The 17471-nt window shown below is 65.9% G+C and carries 16 protein-coding genes; 7 read left to right on the top strand and 9 right to left on the bottom strand.

What is annotated here, in order from left to right; translation table 11 throughout:
- Nucleotides 1-44: 44 nt before the first annotated feature.
- Nucleotides 45-653: a vitamin K epoxide reductase family protein gene (locus tag ACQVDU_RS03155; protein WP_300591577.1), complete on the top strand. Its 609-nt coding sequence runs from the start codon at nucleotides 45-47 to the stop codon at nucleotides 651-653.
- Between the two features lie 52 nt (nucleotides 654-705).
- On the top strand, nucleotides 706-1116 hold the full coding sequence (locus ACQVDU_RS03150) for a hypothetical protein (protein WP_300591576.1): 411 nt from the start codon (nucleotides 706-708) through the stop codon (nucleotides 1114-1116).
- Between the two features lie 42 nt (nucleotides 1117-1158).
- Here the strand turns inward: ACQVDU_RS03150 and ndk are convergent, their stop codons facing one another.
- From ndk to ileS, 4 genes are read right to left on the bottom strand one after another with little or no spacing between them, the layout of a single operon-like run.
- Entirely contained in the window at nucleotides 1159-1575 is a 417-nt protein-coding gene (gene ndk / locus ACQVDU_RS03145; RefSeq protein WP_292709311.1) for a nucleoside-diphosphate kinase, read from the bottom strand.
- A gap of 2 nt (nucleotides 1576-1577) precedes the next feature.
- Nucleotides 1578-1994 (bottom strand): DUF4233 domain-containing protein, encoded by a 417-nt coding sequence (locus ACQVDU_RS03140; RefSeq protein WP_443476232.1) that lies wholly within the window; start codon nucleotides 1992-1994, stop codon nucleotides 1578-1580.
- Entirely contained in the window at nucleotides 1991-3343 is a 1353-nt protein-coding gene (locus tag ACQVDU_RS03135; RefSeq protein ID WP_443476231.1) for a bifunctional folylpolyglutamate synthase/dihydrofolate synthase, read from the bottom strand. The genes ACQVDU_RS03140 and ACQVDU_RS03135 overlap by 4 nt, the downstream gene beginning before the upstream one ends.
- A complete protein-coding gene (ileS, locus tag ACQVDU_RS03130) occupies nucleotides 3340-6726 on the bottom strand; it encodes an isoleucine--tRNA ligase (protein ID WP_443476230.1) in 3387 nt (1128 codons plus the stop codon). Before ileS ends, ACQVDU_RS03135 begins: the two co-directional genes overlap by 4 nt.
- A 271-nt stretch (nucleotides 6727-6997) precedes the next feature.
- On the opposite strand from ileS, the gene ACQVDU_RS03125 reads away from it, so the two are divergent.
- The 4 genes from ACQVDU_RS03125 to ACQVDU_RS03110 all read left to right on the top strand — a co-directional run bounded on the left by ACQVDU_RS03125 (nucleotide 6998) and on the right by ACQVDU_RS03110 (nucleotide 11212).
- A complete protein-coding gene (locus ACQVDU_RS03125) occupies nucleotides 6998-7621 on the top strand; it encodes a pentapeptide repeat-containing protein (protein ID WP_300594493.1) in 624 nt (207 codons plus the stop codon).
- On the top strand, nucleotides 7618-8181 hold the full coding sequence (locus ACQVDU_RS03120) for a GNAT family N-acetyltransferase (protein WP_300594490.1): 564 nt from the start codon (nucleotides 7618-7620) through the stop codon (nucleotides 8179-8181). The genes ACQVDU_RS03125 and ACQVDU_RS03120 overlap by 4 nt, the downstream gene beginning before the upstream one ends.
- A 210-nt stretch (nucleotides 8182-8391) precedes the next feature.
- Entirely contained in the window at nucleotides 8392-10959 is a 2568-nt protein-coding gene (valS, locus tag ACQVDU_RS03115; protein ID WP_443476229.1) for a valine--tRNA ligase, read from the top strand.
- Between the two features lies 1 nt (nucleotide 10960).
- Nucleotides 10961-11212, top strand: coding sequence for a hypothetical protein (locus ACQVDU_RS03110; protein WP_300594484.1), 252 nt, complete (start codon nucleotides 10961-10963; stop codon nucleotides 11210-11212).
- Between the two features lie 7 nt (nucleotides 11213-11219).
- Here ACQVDU_RS03110 and ACQVDU_RS03105 read toward each other — a convergent pair whose 3' ends face one another.
- From ACQVDU_RS03105 to ACQVDU_RS03095, 3 genes are read right to left on the bottom strand one after another with little or no spacing between them, the layout of a single operon-like run.
- Entirely contained in the window at nucleotides 11220-12518 is a 1299-nt protein-coding gene (locus ACQVDU_RS03105; protein ID WP_443476228.1) for an MFS transporter, read from the bottom strand.
- Nucleotides 12515-12739: a hypothetical protein gene (locus ACQVDU_RS03100; protein WP_443476227.1), complete on the bottom strand. Its 225-nt coding sequence runs from the start codon at nucleotides 12737-12739 to the stop codon at nucleotides 12515-12517. The genes ACQVDU_RS03105 and ACQVDU_RS03100 overlap by 4 nt, the downstream gene beginning before the upstream one ends.
- On the bottom strand, nucleotides 12736-13350 hold the full coding sequence (locus tag ACQVDU_RS03095) for an ArsR/SmtB family transcription factor (protein WP_443476226.1): 615 nt from the start codon (nucleotides 13348-13350) through the stop codon (nucleotides 12736-12738). Before ACQVDU_RS03095 ends, ACQVDU_RS03100 begins: the two co-directional genes overlap by 4 nt.
- Before the next feature lie 91 nt (nucleotides 13351-13441).
- On the opposite strand from ACQVDU_RS03095, the gene ACQVDU_RS03090 reads away from it, so the two are divergent.
- Nucleotides 13442-15502, top strand: coding sequence for a M3 family metallopeptidase (locus ACQVDU_RS03090; protein ID WP_443476225.1), 2061 nt, complete (start codon nucleotides 13442-13444; stop codon nucleotides 15500-15502).
- Nucleotides 15503-15529: 27 nt separating this feature from the next.
- On the opposite strand, the gene ACQVDU_RS03085 is transcribed toward ACQVDU_RS03090, so the two are convergent.
- Complete coding sequence (locus tag ACQVDU_RS03085) at nucleotides 15530-16087, bottom strand: dihydrofolate reductase family protein (protein ID WP_300594372.1); 558 nt, start codon at nucleotides 16085-16087, stop codon at nucleotides 15530-15532.
- A 58-nt stretch (nucleotides 16088-16145) separates the two neighbouring features.
- A complete protein-coding gene (gene clpX / locus ACQVDU_RS03080) occupies nucleotides 16146-17414 on the bottom strand; it encodes an ATP-dependent Clp protease ATP-binding subunit ClpX (RefSeq protein ID WP_300594370.1) in 1269 nt (422 codons plus the stop codon).
- Between the last annotated feature and the right edge of the window lie 57 nt (nucleotides 17415-17471).

Below are 17471 nucleotides of genomic sequence, written 5' to 3'. Positions count from 1 at the left end.
CGCTTTCAGGCGACTCCTATGAAGACGGATGCCAGAATCGACGCATGCCCGAAGCATCCACTCGTCGCCCTGTCGGCCTCGCCATCTGGCTCATCCTCGCCGGCATCATCGGGTGGTACGCCGCCTTCAGTCTCACCGTCGAACGGTTCCACCTGCTCGCAGACCCGAACGCGACAGCCTCATGTGATTTCAGCATCCTGGTGCAGTGCACGGCGAACCTGCAGTCCTGGCAGGGCAGCGTCTTCGGCTTCCCGAACCCCATCCTGGGTCTTACAGGCTGGGTCGCACCGATCGTCGTCGGTGTGGCGTTGCTCGCCGGCGCACGCTTTGCTCGGTGGTTCTGGCTGCTGTTCTGGGCGGGGATGCTCTTCGCGTTCGGGTTCGTGATCTGGCTCATCAGCCAGAGCCTGTTCGTACTCGGAACCCTGTGCCCGTGGTGCATGGTGACCTGGAGCGTGACCATTCCCACGTTCTACGCGGTCACCGTTCATGCCATGCGCTCGGGTGCCTTCGGGGCATCGCCCGGCCTGCTCCGGTTCTCGCAAGGTCTCATGCGGTGGGTGCCGCTGGCAACCATCGTCAGTTACGGCATCATCGTCATCATCGCGCAGCTGGCGCCGACGCGCGCGCTCACCAACATCTTCGGCCTGTAAGCCTCGCTGCACTCCCTGGACGGGTTGAGGCTCACACGTCTAGCGTTGCGCCATGAATCGGTGCATCCGCATCGCCGCGATGGCGGCCCTTCTGGTGATCGCGGGCGCTCCACTCACAGCATGTCTGGCAGAACCGTCACGAGTCTGCGTGCCGACGCTGGCCGTTGATCCCGACAACCCGCGTCCAGGCAGAATCGTGGCCGTATCGACGACGAATGCCTGCCCGCTGCCGGGCGGCGCGGAGTTGACCGTTCGAATCCATCCCGCCGGCGAGACGATTCCCCTCGCGCAAGCGCGGGTCACGCCAAACCCCGACGGGTCGTTTTCGGTGTCGATCACTGTGCCGCCGACGATCCGCCCGGGACAAGCCGTAGCGTCGATCTCGAACTACTGGGACATCGCGACCTGCCCCGAGGGCGCGTCGTGCGCAGCGGCCGAGGTGGAGTTCACCGTCGTACGGTAGCGAGCACCACCACGCTGGCCACACCGAGGCACTGCAGAGTTCTCAGCCGAACCAGATCCCGAGCTCACGGGCGGCCGACTCGGGGCTGTCTGAGCCGTGGACGAGGTTCTGCTGGACGGCGAGCCCCCAGTCGCGGCCGAAGTCGCCGCGAATCGTTCCCGGCGCTGCCGTCGTGGGGTCGGTCGTGCCGGCCAGGGAACGGAAACCTTCGATGACCCGATTGCCGGCAAGACGGATGGCGACCGATGGACCGGACATCATGAACTCGAGAAGCGGCTCGTAGAAGGCCTTGCCGGCGTGCTCGGCGTAGTGCTTCTCGAGTCGGTCGCGGTCGGGTTCTACCAGGCGGATGTCGACGAGGGCGTATCCCTTCGCCTCGATGCGCGCGAGGATCGAGCCGGTCAGGCCCCTCGCGACACCGTCGGGCTTCACCAGAACGAGGGTCTCTTCGGTCGACATCGTTATTCTCCGTTCGAGGGTTCGGGGGGTGCCGCGCGTCGGGCGTTGCGAGCATCGAGGGATGCCCCCTTGATCGTCGCATACGCCCACATGCCACCGAAAATGATCGCGACGATGACGAGTGCGGGCACGAGGAAGCCGCCCAGAAGTACGACGACCTGTAAAGCCCAGCCCACAGCGATCGCCCACGAGTGACGCAGCAGTCCGGCGGTGATGACCATCAACAGCGCCAGGACCGAACCCCCGATGATGCCCCACCACGGCTCGATCCCGTCAGGCAGCACGCGAAGGCCGTACACGACGAGGCCGCCGAGAAACACGATGATCGACTCGAAGCCGAGAACGACCGATCCGAGGGATTCTCGGGCACCGCGAGCACGGCGTGGACGCGGAGACGCCGCGGGCCCGTCCGCGCTCACGCGCCGGACCCCGCTTTCCACTCGTTGTCCGCCGAGAGCGTGATCGCTTCACCTGCGAGCACTACCGACCCGGTGACGATGACAGCGCGGCGCGGCGCCGAGCTCGCCCACGTCCTCGCGGCTTCGGCAGCTGACTCGAGCTCAGGAAAGACGGCGACGGGAAGTTCCCGCGCCTCGAGCAGGTCGGCCAGTACGTCGGCATCCGTTGCTCGATCAGAATCGGGTGCCGTGACGAAGAACGCCGTCGCGACCTCACTCAACGCCAACACGATGCCGTCGGCATCCTTATCGGAGAGGACGCCGATCACCAGTGCCCACTCGTCGAAGTCGAACGATTCGCCGAGGGCCTGGGCGAGAGCTCGCGCTCCGTGCGGATTGTGTGCAGCATCGACGAGCACCGTCGGCTCCGTGCCGATGAGCTGGAGTCTTCCCGGTGACGTGACGCTGGACAGACCTTCCACCAGCACGTCGGCGGCGATCGGCTGCCGACCGCCCCCGATGAGCGCCTCAACGGCAGCGATCGCCAGCGCAGCATTGAAGCCCTGGTGCGAGCCATACAGCGGCAGGTAAAGATCGGCGTACTCGGCGGCCAGCCCGCGGACCGAAATCAGCTGGCCGCCGACGGCCAGAGCAGACTGCTGCAGCGCGAACTGGTCGCCCTCGATTGCGAACGTCGCGTCTCGTCTTCCGGCCTGTCCGCGCAGCACCGCCTCAGCCGATGGCGCTTGCCGCGCTGACACGACAGCCGCGCCGTCCTTGATGATGCCTGCCTTCACGGTGGCGATCTGCTCGATCGTGTCGCCGAGCCGCGCGGCGTGGTCGAGATCAATCGGGGCGAACACGGCGACATCGCCATCGGCGGTATTGGTCGAGTCCCACAGCCCGCCCATGCCGACCTCGAGAACCAGCACATCGACGGGCGCGTCGGCGCACACGACGAAGGCCAGCACCGTCAGCAGCTCGAAGAAGGTCAGTTCCGCATCACCGGATGCCGTGAGTTCGGCATCCACGAGGTCGATGAACGGGGCGATCTCGTCCCAGGCTGCAACGAGGGCCTCATCGCTCACCGGCTCGCCGTCGATGAGGATGCGCTCAGTGAAGCGCTCCAGATGCGGGCTGGTGAACAGGCCCGTGCGAAGGCCGTGAGCGCGGATAAGGCTCTCGATGATGCGGCTCGTCGAAGTCTTGCCGTTCGTGCCGGTTACGTGCACGACCCGGTACGTGCGCTGCGGGTTGTCGAGATAGTCCAGCAGCTTCTGCGTCCGCTCGATCCGCGGCTGCACCCACTGCTCGCCCTGTCGACTCAGCAGGATCTCGTAGACGGCGTCTGCGCGCTCTCGCTCGTTCATGCGGCTCCTCCAGCCCTGCCAACGATCACGCGGAATCCACCGGCGTTCGCATAGGTACCCGCTGAGACGCGCTCCGTGTGCTCGATCTCACCCACGGGCGACCAGCTCTTGAGCAAGGTCTGCTCGCCGGGTCCATAGATGGCGTAGGCCACAGCAAGCGTCTCCCCCGCGACGTCAGCAGCATCGAAACCAGCGACCACCGCGGTGGCATCGCTTTCAGATTCGAACTCCACCTCGAGACGGATGCGGTCGCTCACGTCGAACCCGGCGGCCTTGCGTGTGTCCTGCACGGCACGGATGACGTCGCGCGCCAGCCCTTCGGCCTCCAGTTCAGGCGTCGTGGTCGTGTCGAGTAGGACGAACCCGCCTGCGCCCAGCAGCGCGATCGCCGTGCCTTCGGCAACTCCCCCAGCTTCGAGCGTGAGGTCGTATTCGCCGGGCTCGAGGGCGATGCCATCGACGACGATCACGCCATCCTCTTCGTTCCAGAGGCCTGCTTTTGCCCCGGCGATGACGTGCTGCACCTGCTTGCCCAGGCGCGGACCGGCCGCGCGCGCGTTGACGGCGAGTCTCTGGCTGATGCCGTAGGACTCGGCAAGACCATCGGTGAGTTCGACGAGGTCAACGCTCTTGACGTTGAGTTCATCGCGCAGGATTCCCTCGAACTGGCCGAGGGATGCGGCATCAGTGACCGCCACCGTCAAGCGCGAGAGTGGCAGGCGCACGCGCTTGCCCTCCTTCTTGCGCAGCGCATTGGCGACGCTGGAGACTTCGCGGACGGCATCCATAGCCGTGCGGATGTCGGTCGCGGGCGCGAAGGATGCCGCATCCGGCCAGTCCTGCAGATGCACGCTGCGACCGCCCGTGAGCCCCTGCCAGACACGCTCGGCGACAAGCGGGATCAGCGGCGCTGCGACGCGAGTGAGCGTCTCGAGCACGGTGTAGAGCGTGTCGAACGCCTCGCGGGTTCGCGGGTCGTCGGTGACGCCCTCCCAGAACCGGTCGCGAGAGCGGCGGATGTACCAGTTCGTGAGGGCCTCGGCGAAGTCGCGGAGCTTCTCAGCCGCGCTCGTGGAGTCGAGCACCTCAAGGTCAGCCGCGACGCCGGTGACCAGGTCGCCCAGCAGAGCCAGGATGTATCGGTCGAGCACATCGGTCGAGTCGGTGCGCCAGGATGCCTCGTACCCGGCGCCGTCGGGCCCGGAGGCCGCGTTGGCGTAGGTGGCGAAGAAGTACCACGCGTTCCACAGCGGCAAGAGGAACTCACGAACCCCGGCACGGATCCCTTCTTCGGTGACCACGAGGTTGCCGCCGCGCAGCACAGAGCTCGACATGAGGAACCACCGCATCGCGTCGGATCCGTCGCGGTCGAACACTTCCGACACGTCGGGATAGTTGCGCAGCGACTTCGACATCTTCTGGCCATCGGATCCCAGCACGATGCCGTGGCACGAGACTCCCGTAAAGGCCGGACGGTCGAAGAGGGCACCCGAGAGCACGTGCATCACGTAAAACCAGCCACGGGTCTGCCCGATGTACTCGACGATGAAGTCGGCGGGCGCGTGCTCGTCGAACCACTCGTGATTCTCAAACGGGTAGTGCACCTGCGCGTAGGGCATCGAGCCCGAGTCGAACCAGACATCGAAGACGTCCTCGATCCGCCGCATCGTCGATGCGCCGGTGGGGTCATCGGGGTTCGGCCTCGTGAGGTCATCGATGTAGGGCCGGTGCAGGTCGACCTCACCTGCCTCGTTGCGCGGTAGCGTGCCGAAATCGCGCTCGAGCTCTTCGAGCGATCCGTAGGCGTCGACGCGCGGGTACTCGGGGTTGTCGCTCTTCCAGATCGGGATCGGTGAGCCCCAGTAGCGGTTGCGGCTGATCGACCAGTCGCGAGCACCCTCGAGCCACTTGCCGAACTGCCCGTGCTTGACGTTCTCGGGAGCCCACGTGATCTGCTCGTTGAGTTCGATCAGGCGATCCTTGATCTCGGTCACCCGCACGAACCAGCTCGAGACTGCCTTGTAGATCAGGGGGTTCCGGCAGCGCCAGCAGTGCGGGTACGAGTGCTCGTAGCTGGCCTCGCGCAGCAACCGGCCGCCGTCGCGCAGTAGGCGGATCAAGGGACGGTTGGCGTCCATCCACAGCTGTCCGGCGACATCCGTCACCTGTGGCAGGAACTTGCCCCCCTCGTCGAGCGAGAGGATCGTCGGGATGCCGGCGGCTTCTGAAACTCGCTGGTCGTCTTCACCGTAGGCCGGGGCCTGGTGGACGATGCCGGTGCCGTCGCTGGTCGTGACGTAGTCGTCGACGAGGATCTGCCACGCGTTCTGGGTGCCCCAGATCTCGGCATCCGCGTAGTAGTCGAAGAGCCTGTCGTACGAGACGCCGGCGAGTTCCGACCCCAGGATGCTGCGCGAGACCGCCGCGCGCGCATCCTCGACGCTCTCGTACCCGAGGTCCTTCGCGTAACCGGCGAGCAGGTCTTCGGCGAGCAGGTACTCGTGCGCGGTCGCCTCGACAGCGTCATCCACCTCCCCACCGGGCGCGCGATGAACATCGGCAGCTCCGTTCGGACCACCGGGGACCACGACGTACCGGATGTCGGGCCCCACCGCGAGGGCGAGGTTCGTCGGCAGGGTCCACGGGGTCGTCGTCCAGGCGAGCGCCCGGACGGCGGTGAGCCCGAGCGCCTCGGCCTTGGCGCCGACCAGCGGGAAGGTGACCGTGACGGAGGGGTCCTGGCGCATCTTGTAGACGTCGTCGTCCATGCGCAGCTCGTGGCTCGACAGCGGGGTCTCGTCGCGCCAGCAGTAAGGCAGCACCCGATAGCCCTCGTACGCGAGCCCCTTGTCGTAGAGGCTCTTGAACGCCCAGAGCACCGACTCCATGTATCCGGTGTCGAGAGTCTTGTAGCCGCGCTCGAAATCGACCCAGCGCGCTTGGCGGGTGACGTAGTCCTCCCACTCGTGGGTGTACGTCAGCACCGACTCACGAGCCTTCGCGTTGAACGCGGCGATGCCCATCTGCTCGATCTCGGCCTTCTCGGTGATGCCAAGTTGCTTCATCGCCTCGAGTTCGGCGGGAAGGCCGTGCGTGTCCCACCCAAAGACACGGTCGACCTTCTTGCCGCGCATGGTCTGGAAGCGAGGGAAGAGGTCCTTGGCGTATCCCGTCAGGAGGTGCCCGTAGTGCGGAAGACCGTTCGCGAAGGGCGGGCCGTCGTAGAAGACCCACTCCTCGGCACCGTCGCGCTGCGCGATCGAGGCGCGGAAGGTGTCATCCTGCTTCCAGAACGCGAGCACGTCACGTTCAATCGCGGGAAAGCGCGGGCTCGGCGAAACGTCGGCAGCGGGTCCGAAGGCGGAGGGGCGGGGGTAGCTCATGTCATCTCGCAAGGGTCACGGACTGTTGCGCCGGGACGATCCTCGCGGACCGCGGTACCACCCTGCGTGCTCTTCCGGTCTGCGTCCGGTCGAGCCCCTCTCACTGCGGCTATGACGGGCCTGACCCGCTCGGTTCTACTGGGCCCCTCGCGGGACGGTTCTTCCGAGAGCTCCCCGGTGATGGCCGGATCGGTGCTGATTGCTCAATTCTAGCGGCGCCTAGGGTGGATGCGTGCCTCGTTCTCGATCCACCGGACCGCTGCCACCTCGAGTGAGCAGCCCCGACCTACCGCGGGTCCTCGAGCCCGCAGAGACGCTGACAGGTCACGACGAGGTCATCGGCGCGAGGCTGGCCCCGCTTCACGGCGACGTCGACGCATCCTTCGGCCGAATCGCCGAGTGCGCCATCCCGGATGCCGACCTCGATGCCTTCACCCTGACGGGCGCATCCCTGCGCGATGTGCTGATCAGCGGCATCCGTGCGACGCGGCTGATCGCGCCGGGCAGCGCCTGGCGAACCGTGACGATAGACGGTGGCCGGCTCGCAACTCTCGAACTCAGCGGGGCCGAGCTCGACAGCGTCGAGTTCCGCGGCTTACGCATCGACTACGCGAACCTCGCTCTCGCGACGCTGAGCGACGTTCGGTTCGTGGACTGCCGCTTCGGCTCGCTCGACCTCCCCGAGGCATCCCTCGATCGCGTGCAGGTCTCCGGATGTCACGCCGACGAGGTCGACTCTCGAAGCCTGCGCAGCAAGAACCTCGATCTCCGTGGTCTCGAGGCGCTCTCGTTCACAGACCCTGCTGGGCTCAGCGGTGCGACGCTCTCGCCCCGCCAGATCGAACACCACGCAGCATCCTTCGCTGCAGCTCTCGGCATCCGGGTGCTCGAATGAAGAAGGCGACGGATGCCTTCGCCGGGCTGCACACCCCACGGCTGCGGCTGCGGCCACTCACTCTCGAGGACAAGCCCGCTCTGCACCGCGTCCTCGGTGACGAGATCGCGATGGCCGCCTACGAGCACGGCTTCTCGCCAGACGAGACCGTGGACTGGATCGCGCGGCAGCTCGCGCGCTACGAACGCGACGGCATCGGACTCTGGGCCATGGTGGATGCTCGCACCGGCGAGCTGATCGGAGACTGCGGCCTCACGATCCAGGCCGTGGGTGAAGCTCAGGTCATTGAGGTCGGCTACCACCTGCTTCGGGAGCGTTGGGGCCACGGATACGCGACCGAGGCGGCATCCGCGTGCCTCGACTGGGGCTTCGCCCATCTCGACGTCCCCGAGATCTACGCGAGGGTGCGCGATATAAATATCGCGTCGATGAACGTCGCCATTCGACTCGGGATGACGGTGCGCGAGCGCTTCACCATCCGCTACCGCGACATCGACATGCCGCATCTGGCATTCGCCATCACCCGCGAGGACTGGCACTCTCGGCATCCGTTGCCCTGATCCCGCTGCTTATCCGGGACCCCAACAGTCACGAGAATCCGATCCGGCGCCCCGAGCGCGGCGCCCCAGCAGATTCTCGGCGCCGGAACGAATTGTCGCGCGGTCGGGGGGCGCTCACCGGCTCGACAGTGTTCGCCCCGGTAGAATCGAGGCGTATCCCACACTCAGGCACGCTCACACAGTGCCGCACATATCGCCCAAGGAGACCCCATGGCCGCAGTTCCCGACAAGCCCGCCCTCGAGGGTCTCGAACAGAAGTGGGATGCCGCCTGGACGGATGCCGGCACGTACGGCTTCGACCGGGCTCGCGCTGCAGAAGTTGGCCGGGCCGGGGTCTACTCCGTCGATACTCCCCCGCCGACGGCATCCGGGTCGCTCCACATCGGCCACGTGTTCAGCTACACCCACACCGACGTGAAGGTGCGCTTCGAACGGATGCGGGGCAAGACCGTCTTCTACCCGATGGGCTGGGACGACAACGGCCTGCCCACCGAGCGCCGCGTGCAGAACTACTACGGTGTGCGCTGCGATCCTTCACTCCCCTATGACGCCGACTTCACTCCCCCCTACGAGGGCGGCGACAACAAGAGCAGCAAGGCCGCCGACCAGGTGCCGATCAGCCGCCGCAACTTCATCGAGCTGTGCGAGAAGCTCACTGTCGAAGACGAAAAGCACTTCGAAGACCTGTGGCGGATGCTGGGACTCTCGGTCGACTGGACCCAGACCTACCGCACGATCTCGGACGAGACGATGCGCACGAGCCAGCTCGCGTTCCTGCGCAACCTCGAGCGTGGCGAGGCGTACCAGTCGCTCGCGCCGACGCTGTGGGACATCGACTTCCGCTCGGCGATCGCGCAGGCAGAACTCGAAGACCGCGAGCAGCCTGCCGCCTACCACCGACTCGCCTTCCACAAGAGCGACGGCAGCGGAGACATCCACATCGAGACCACGCGTCCCGAACTCCTCGCCGCGTGTGTCGCGCTGGTGGCACACCCCGACGACGAGCGTTACCAGCCCGCATTCGGCACGACCGTGCGGACGCCGCTGTTCGACGTAGAAGTGCCGGTGCTCCCGCATCCGCTCGCGCAGCCAGACAAGGGCTCGGGCATCGCGATGATCTGTACCTTCGGCGATGTCACCGACATCATCTGGTGGCGCGAACTCGATCTCCCCAACCGCACGATCATCGGCATGGATGGCCGCATCATCGCCGATGCTCCCGAGGTCATCACAACGGATGCCGCGCGTGCCGCCTACGCGGAGCTTGCAGGCAAGACAGTCTTCAGCGCCAAGAAACGCGTCGTCGAGCTCCTGCAGGAGTCGGGAGAGCTCATCGGCGACCCGAAGCCCTTCACCCACCCCGTCAAGTTCTTCGAGAAGGGCGACCGCCCCCTCGAGATCGTCTCGACGCGCCAGTGGTACATCCGCAACGGCGCCCGCGACGAGGCGCTGCGCGAGAAGCTCATCGCCCTCGGCAAGGAGCTGGCGTGGCATCCGGACTTCATGCGCGTGCGCTACGAGAACTGGGTCGGCGGCCTCACCGGAGACTGGCTCGTCTCGCGCCAGCGCTTCTTCGGGGTGCCAATCCCGGTCTGGTATGGCCTCGACGAGAACGGTGAGCGCGACTACGAGCGCGTTCTGCTCCCGGAGCACGATCAGCTTCCCGTCGACCCCACGAGCGATGTTCCGCCGGGCTACACAGAGGATCAGCGCGGCGTGCCCGGCGGTTTCGAGGGCGAGCGCGACATCTTCGACACCTGGGCCACCTCGTCGCTCACGCCGCAGCTGGCTGGCGGTTGGGAGCGCGACCCCGAGCTGTGGGATCTCGTCGCCCCGTTCGACCTGCGCCCGCAGGGTCAAGACATCATCCGCACCTGGCTGTTCTCGACGATGCTGCGTAGCGCGCTCGAAGACGGCCGCGCGCCGTGGAGTGACGCCGCGATCTCGGGGTTCATCGTGGACCCCGACCGCAAGAAGATGTCCAAGTCGAAGGGCAACGTGGTGACGCCCGCCGACATCCTGGAGCAGCACGGATCGGACGCCGTGCGCTACTGGGCTGCATCCAGCCGCCTGGGCACGGATGCCGCGTTCGATCCGCAGAACCCGACGCAAATCAAGATCGGTCGGCGCCTCGCGATCAAGATCCTGAACGCCGCGAAGTTCGTCCTCTCGTTCCCCGTCCCGGACGGCGCGCAGATCACTCATGCGCTGGATGCCTCGATGCTCGCGACGCTCGATGGCGTCGTGCGCGATGCAACGGCAGCGCTGGATGCCTACGATCACGCCCGCGCGCTTGAGCTGACCGAGTCCTTCTTCTGGACCTTCTGCGACGACTACCTCGAGCTCGTCAAGGAGCGAGCCTACGACCAGACCGATGTCGGTCAGGCATCCGCCGCCCTTGCCCTGCGTATCGCACTCTCGACGCAGCTGCGCCTGCTCGCGCCCATCGTTTCCTTCGCAACGGAAGAAGCCTGGTCGTGGTTCGAGGAGGGTTCGATTCACACGGCAGCATGGCCCGAGCCGCTCGGCATCGACGGCGACCCCGCCGTGCTGACCGCTGTCGGTGCGGCACTCATCGGCATCCGTCGCGCGAAGACCGAGGCGAAGGCCTCCCAGAAGACGCCGGTCACGTCGATCACGCTCGGCGCACCGGCTGCGACGGTGGAGCGACTCAAGCTGGCAGAGGGCGACCTGAAGGCCGTGGGGCGCATCGCCTCGATCACCTACACGGATGCCGAGAGCACGACCGTCGCATCCATCGAACTCGGGGAGGCGTGAGATGCAACTCGGAACCCGGTGGGCCCTGGGCACGGAACCTCCGCAGGCCGTACCCGAGGTCCTGCGCGCACAGATCACCGCTGTCGAGGAGCTGATCTCTGCCGGGCAGCTCGCTCAGGAACCGACACCGCGTTGGACACTCACGTGGCTCGAGGGGCGACCGATCGCTGAACTCGACACCGGCGTGATCGTGACGCTTGGCGCCGACGGCGAGGCGGTCGTGCACCATGATCCCGACGACGAGTTCGCCTGAGCGGAGGTCACTCCTCGTTCGCTGACACCCGGCTCGCTGCCAGAAGAAGTCGCGCGGCGGCGAGGGCAGCGATGATCGTCACGACTGCAGCGATCACATAGGGGAGGCGAAGGTCCACGCGCGCGACCAGACCGCCGAGCATCGTGGCGATCGGGAACAGTCCCCAGGTCAGACTCCGGATGATACCGAGCACCCGACCGAAGATGTCGCCCGGAATGATCATCTGCCGCAGCGCCCCCCAGGGGACGTTCCACAGCGAGACCGCGAAGGCCATTCCTGCGTAGGCCACGATCGCGCTGACCACCTCGGGGGCGATTCCCACGAGCGCCAGGCACACCCCTGCGCCGAGATTCGCGACCAGCATGACAGCGCCCCGGCCGAAGCGGCGCACAAGTGCGGGGGCGACCAGGGAGCCCAGCAGCGCGCCGGCGCCGATTCCTGCGGTGACGAAGCCGATTGCGGCTGGCGCCACACCCTGTGTCTCGAGGAAGTAGAGAATCGTCGGCGCCTGTGCGAAGGCGAATGCGCCGCCAAGGATCGAGGTGAACACCACGAGCGCGCGCAGATAGCGGTGGCGCCAGAGGTACAGCGCCGCATCCTTGGTCGAGACGCGCTGCGGGTCAGATGCGGGAAGTCGCTCCCCAGGCGCCGCCACCTCGTCCGTCGCAAATTCTGCTTCCGCGGACCTGGAACCGCGTAAGGCGTAGGCAGCGGAAACCGGCAGCATGAGCGCTAGGGCGATCGGGACCAGATACCCGATCGAGCCAACCCAGAGCGGGAGCACGAGCGAGATCGCGAACAGCACACCCGCAATGGGCTGGGCAACGAAACTGTCGATCGTGATCTGTGCAGCCTGAATGCGGCTGTTCGCACGGTCCAGCCCCGGCCTACCGACCAGCGAGGGGATCACGGCATTGGTCGCGTTGTCGAACAGGGTTTCACCGATGCCGAAAACCACAGTCGCGACGAGCAGATGCCACAGCTCAAGATGACCGGCCGCGGTCAGAGCGGCAAGGGCCACCGCAACGGCGCCGCGCAGCACGTTGGCCGAGGCCATGACCCGGCGTCGATCGAACCGGTCGACGATCATGCCAGCGGGAAGCCCGAAGAACAGCCAGGGAACGAAGGCCAGCGCTCCCACCGCGGCAATGGCGACCGGGTCCCGCGTCAGGGTCGTTGCGATGAGCGGGACAGCCGTGCGCCCCACCCCGTCAGCGAGGTTACTGAATGCCGCAGCGGTCCAGAGCTTCCCGAAGTCCCGGCCGAGCGGAAGCTGACGCCGGACGGGGCTCGAGGCGACAGTCATCGCGGCAGGATGCCGACATGGGCGCCGGCGCAGGCATCCGCACGCCCCTCGGCGTACGCGCTTTGTGCAGCGTGCCGGATCGGACGGGTCGATGCCCGCCGTCGAACCCGCACTTCGATGTTTCGTTCCAGTGCTCGCAGAACGACCAGCGCCGCCCGCTCGATCGCGCTCGGTTGCACCTGGTCGCAGTGGGCCGCCGCCACAGTGCTGATGGTGGTCATGATTGCTCCGGGTCTGTCAGGGGGAACACGTCGGTTCGGATGGTGAACGGCCGCACTCCCTCGCCTTGCTGTTCGCGGTAGCGCGCGACATACGAGTCGATGACGGCCTCGAGTTCATGCCCGAGCTCCTCGAATTGCGCATCCGTCAGTCGAACGGTGGCGGTGCTGAGCATCGCCGTCCACTCGTCGGGATCCTTGCGAATCTGGCGCGCTATGAACTCCTCGAGCTGCCTGTTACGGCGTCGATAGAACTCGCTGATCACAACCTGGCTCGCGGCGCGGCCCGCAGGACTTCTGACGGACGTAGGGCTGGTCATCGACACCGCGCCCTTGGGTCGTTCCCACCAGCGCTCGCGTCCCGTGCCTCGATCGGGAACCTCGCGAATGAGGTCGTGTTTGGCGAGCGCACGCAGGTGATAGCTCGTCGCCCCGGACGACTCCCCCAGCTGCTCCGCCAGCGAGCTCGCCGTCTGCGGCCCGAACTGACTGAGGATGTCGTAGATCTCGACACGAAGCGGATGCGCAAGCGCGCGCAGCGCGCCGACATCCAGCTCACGCGCCTCACCGATGCGCGGGGGCACATCACCCGCGTCGTCTGGCGATCTGTTCACACCTCCACGATAAGACCGCAAAGCTTTCTTTGCAAGTATTCGTTTGCAAAGGTTGGTTTGCGGTACGGATCCGAGGAGATAGGTTGGGTCCATGACCGACGTCGACATGTCGAACCCTCTTCTTGCCGCAAGCTCGCTCCCCTACCGACTCCCGGACTACCGGGCAATCCGACCAGAGCACTACCTGCCGGCGTTCACCGAGGCGTTCGCCGCGCATCGACGTGAGATCGACGCGATCGTCAATGTCGCCGCCGCCCCGACTTTCGAGAACACGCTGGTGCCCCTCGAGCGCAGCGGCGAGCTGCTCCACGATGTGGCATCTGCCTTCTACACGGTGTCGTCCGCTGACGCGACGCCAGAGATCCAAGAGATCGAAGAAGCGCTGGCCCCCTTGATGGCAGCGCACACGGATGCCGTGCAGTTGAACGCTGAGCTCTATCGACGCATCGCGAGCGTGCATTCCCAGCTGGATGATCTCGGGCTCGCGCCCGAGGATCGCTACCTTGTCGAGCGCCACTACCGCGAGATGACCCACGCAGGCGCAGGCCTCGACGAAGCCCAGAAGGCGCGCCTCACGGAAATCAACGGTCGCCTCTCAACACTCACCACAACGTTCGAGAAGAATCTGCTCAACGACACAAATGATCTCGCCGTCGTGTTCGACGACGTCACCGAGCTCGATGGACTCGCCGACGGCGAGATCTCTGCCGCTGCCCGCGCCGCTGCCGACCGCGGCATCGCGGGCGCCTGGCTCGTCTCTCTCACCCTCTTCACCGGACACCCGTATCTGGGATCGCTCCGCAACCGCGACTCGCGGGCGCGCATCATGGCGGCATCCCGGGCTCGGGGCACACGTGACAACGGAAACGACAACCGCCCTGTTCTTCGCGAGACCGTGCAGCTGCGAGCCGAGCGCGCCGAGCTTCTGGGCTACCGCTCGCACGCGGACTACGTCACGTCGGATGAGACAGCGGCAAACCCGGAAGCTGTGCGTGACCTACTCTTCCGTCTTGCCGCACCCGCTGCCCGGAACGCGCGCACCGAGCAGGCTGCCCTTCAAGCGATGGCGGATGCCGAACCCGAGCCGTTCACGATCGAAGCGCACGACTGGGCATACTTCACCGAGAAGGTCCGCGCAGCCGAGTACGATATCGACGCCGCGGCGCTCCGCCCCTGGTTCGAGGCTGAGCGCGTGCTCCATGACGGCGTCTTTCGCGCGGCTACGGAGCTCTACGGCATCACCTTCACCGAACGCCCCGATCTTCCCGGGTACCACCCCGATGTGCGGGTGTTCGAGGTGTTCAACGCCGATGGGTCGGCGCTCGGGCTCTACCTGCTCGACCTCTACACCCGGGATTCGAAGCGCGGCGGGGCGTGGATGAACTCCATCGTGTCCCAATCACGCCTGCGCGGCACGGCGCCGGTCGTGGTGAACAATCTCAACGTCGTGAAGCCTGAGACCGGAACTCCGACCCTGCTGACCCTCGATGAAGTGACGACCTTCTTCCACGAATTCGGACACGCGCTGCACGGACTGTTTGCGACAGTCACGTACCCGCACTTCGCCGGCACCAACGTGTTCCGCGACTTCGTCGAGTTCCCGAGCCAAGTCAACGAGATGTGGATCTTCTGGCCCGAGATCCTGGCAGCCTATGCGCGCCACATTGACACCGACGAGCCGCTCCCGGCCCAGGTCGTGGAGCGACTGAACGCCTCTGAGAGCTTCAACCAGGGGTTCGCAACGAGCGAGTCCCTCGCGGCATCCTGGCTCGATCAGGCGTGGCACTCGCTCTCGGCGGCCGACGCAGCGAGCGACCGTGATGTCGCAGCGTTCGAAGCATCCGCCCTCGCCGAGATCGGGCTCAATAACCCCGCAGTCCCGACGCGGTACTCATCCACGTATTTCGCCCACATCTTCTCCGGTGGCTACAGCGCGGGTTACTACTCGTACATCTGGAGCGAAGTACTGGATGCCGACACCGTTGCGTGGTTCCATGAGAACGGCGGTCTCACTCGGGCGAACGGGGACCGATTCCGTGACCGGCTCCTCGGCGTCGGAGGGTCGAAGGATCCGCTCGAGGCGTACCGGGACTTCCGCGGCAGGGATGCGGAGATCGCCCCCCTCCTGAGTCGCCGAGGCCTCAACACCTGACGCCCGTAGCGAGCATCCCGCACACGCTTATGAAGGCGTAACGAGAAACCGCAGCCGCGCGAACTGGCCGACCTGACGCGCTTCGACGAGGCGGAGTCGATCCGACTCAACCCGACGCGGAAACAGGGGCGCACCGCTGGTCAGCGCAACGGGCGCGATCGATATGGCGATCTCGTCGAGCGCGCCGGCGTCGTAGAACTGCGCGGCAAGTTCCCCGCCGCCGACGATCCAGACGTCTGACTCGCCCGCCGCCTCGCGGATCTCGCTCAACACGGCCGACACGGGTCCTGACACAAACGTCACGTTTGCGCCCTCTGGCACGGGGAGGTTCCTCGTCGTGAAGACGAACGTGCGCCGAGTGCCGAACAGCTCCTGCCACTTCTCAGGGTGATCGACGAGGTCAGACTCGCGCAGGAGCCACTCGTACGTGGATGAGCCCTCGACGATGAGCGCATCAGTGGGCGGCAGGAGCTCCGGATCGGGCTCCGTGCCGCCGGGCACGTCGAAGAGCCACTGCAAGGAGTGGTCGGAGTCAGCGATCCAGCCGGTAAGGCTGGTCGCGGTGTCGTAGATGAATCTCGTCACGCTGCGACGCTACTCGGGAGTCCCGACATCCCTCAGCGGGCGGGACGTGGCCGCCAGCTCAGGCGGACTTACGAGCCTGCCGCAGCACGAGGGTTGGGGCTGCGCCGTCCTCGACGGCGGCGCGCGTGACGATGACCTTGTCCACGTTCTCGGCCGACGGAATCTCGAACATGATCGGACCCAACACGTCTTCGAGGATCGCGCGCAATCCACGGGCGCCGGTCTTTCGAGCGACAGCGAGGTCTGCGATCGCGACCAGCGCCTCGTCGTCGAACTCGAGGCCGACTCCGTCGATCTCGAACATACGCTGGTACTGCTTGACGAGAGCGTTCTTGGGAGCCGTAAGGATTTCAATAAGGGCCTCACGGTCAAGCGGCGACACGGATGCGACAACGGGAAGCCGCCCGATGAACTCGGGGATCAGGCCGAACTTGTGCAGATCCTCGGGCTGAACCTCGCTGAACAAACTGAGGTCGTCGCCCTTGTTGTGAAGGGGTGCCCCGAAGCCCACCCCGTGCTTGCCAACGCGCGACGAGATGATGTCTTCCAGCCCGGCGAACGCGCCAGCAACGATGAACAACACATTCGTGGTGTCGATCTGGATGAACTCCTGGTGCGGATGCTTGCGACCACCCTGCGGCGGCACCGATGCGACGGTTCCCTCGAGGATCTTCAAGAGAGCCTGTTGCACGCCCTCGCCCGAGACATCCCGCGTGATGGAGGGGTTCTCGGCCTTGCGGGCGATCTTGTCGACCTCGTCGATGTAGATGATGCCGGTCTCAGCGCGCTTGGTGTCGAAGTCGGCCGCTTGCAGGAGCTTCAGGAGGATGTTCTCGACGTCCTCACCGACGTAGCCAGCCTCGGTCAGTGCGGTCGCATCAGCAACCGCGAACGGCACGTTCAAGCGCTTCGCAAGCGTCTGGGCGAGGTAGGTCTTTCCGCAGCCCGTCGGGCCCAGAAGAAGGATGTTGCTCTTGGCGATCTCAATGTCTTCAGCGCGCTGCTCGGCAGGCTGCAACGTCGAGTGGGCACGGACACGCTTGTAGTGGTTGTAGACAGCAACCGACAGCGCGCGCTTGGCAGGCTCCTGGCCGACGACGTACTCCTCGAGGAACGCGAAGATCTCGCGCGGCTTGGGCAGATCGAAGTCGGCGACAACGCCATCACCGGACTCTGCCATGCGCTCTTCGATGATCTCGTTGCAGAGTTCGACGCACTCGTCGCAGATGTACACGCCGGGTCCGGCGATGAGTTGCTGCACCTGCTTTTGGCTCTTACCGCAGAAAGAGCACTTGAACAGATCAGCGCTCTCACCGATGCGTGCCATCAGGGGGTCCTCCTCGTTCCGGGCGGCTGTGGTCCGAGCCTAACCGAGGCCGGCGAC

This window comes from Microbacterium sp. F2, assembly GCF_052274505.1.
GTDB lineage: Bacteria > Actinomycetota > Actinomycetes > Actinomycetales > Microbacteriaceae > Microbacterium.
Note: the sequence above shows the minus strand (reverse complement) of the source record. Positions and strands in the feature narration are given on the sequence as shown.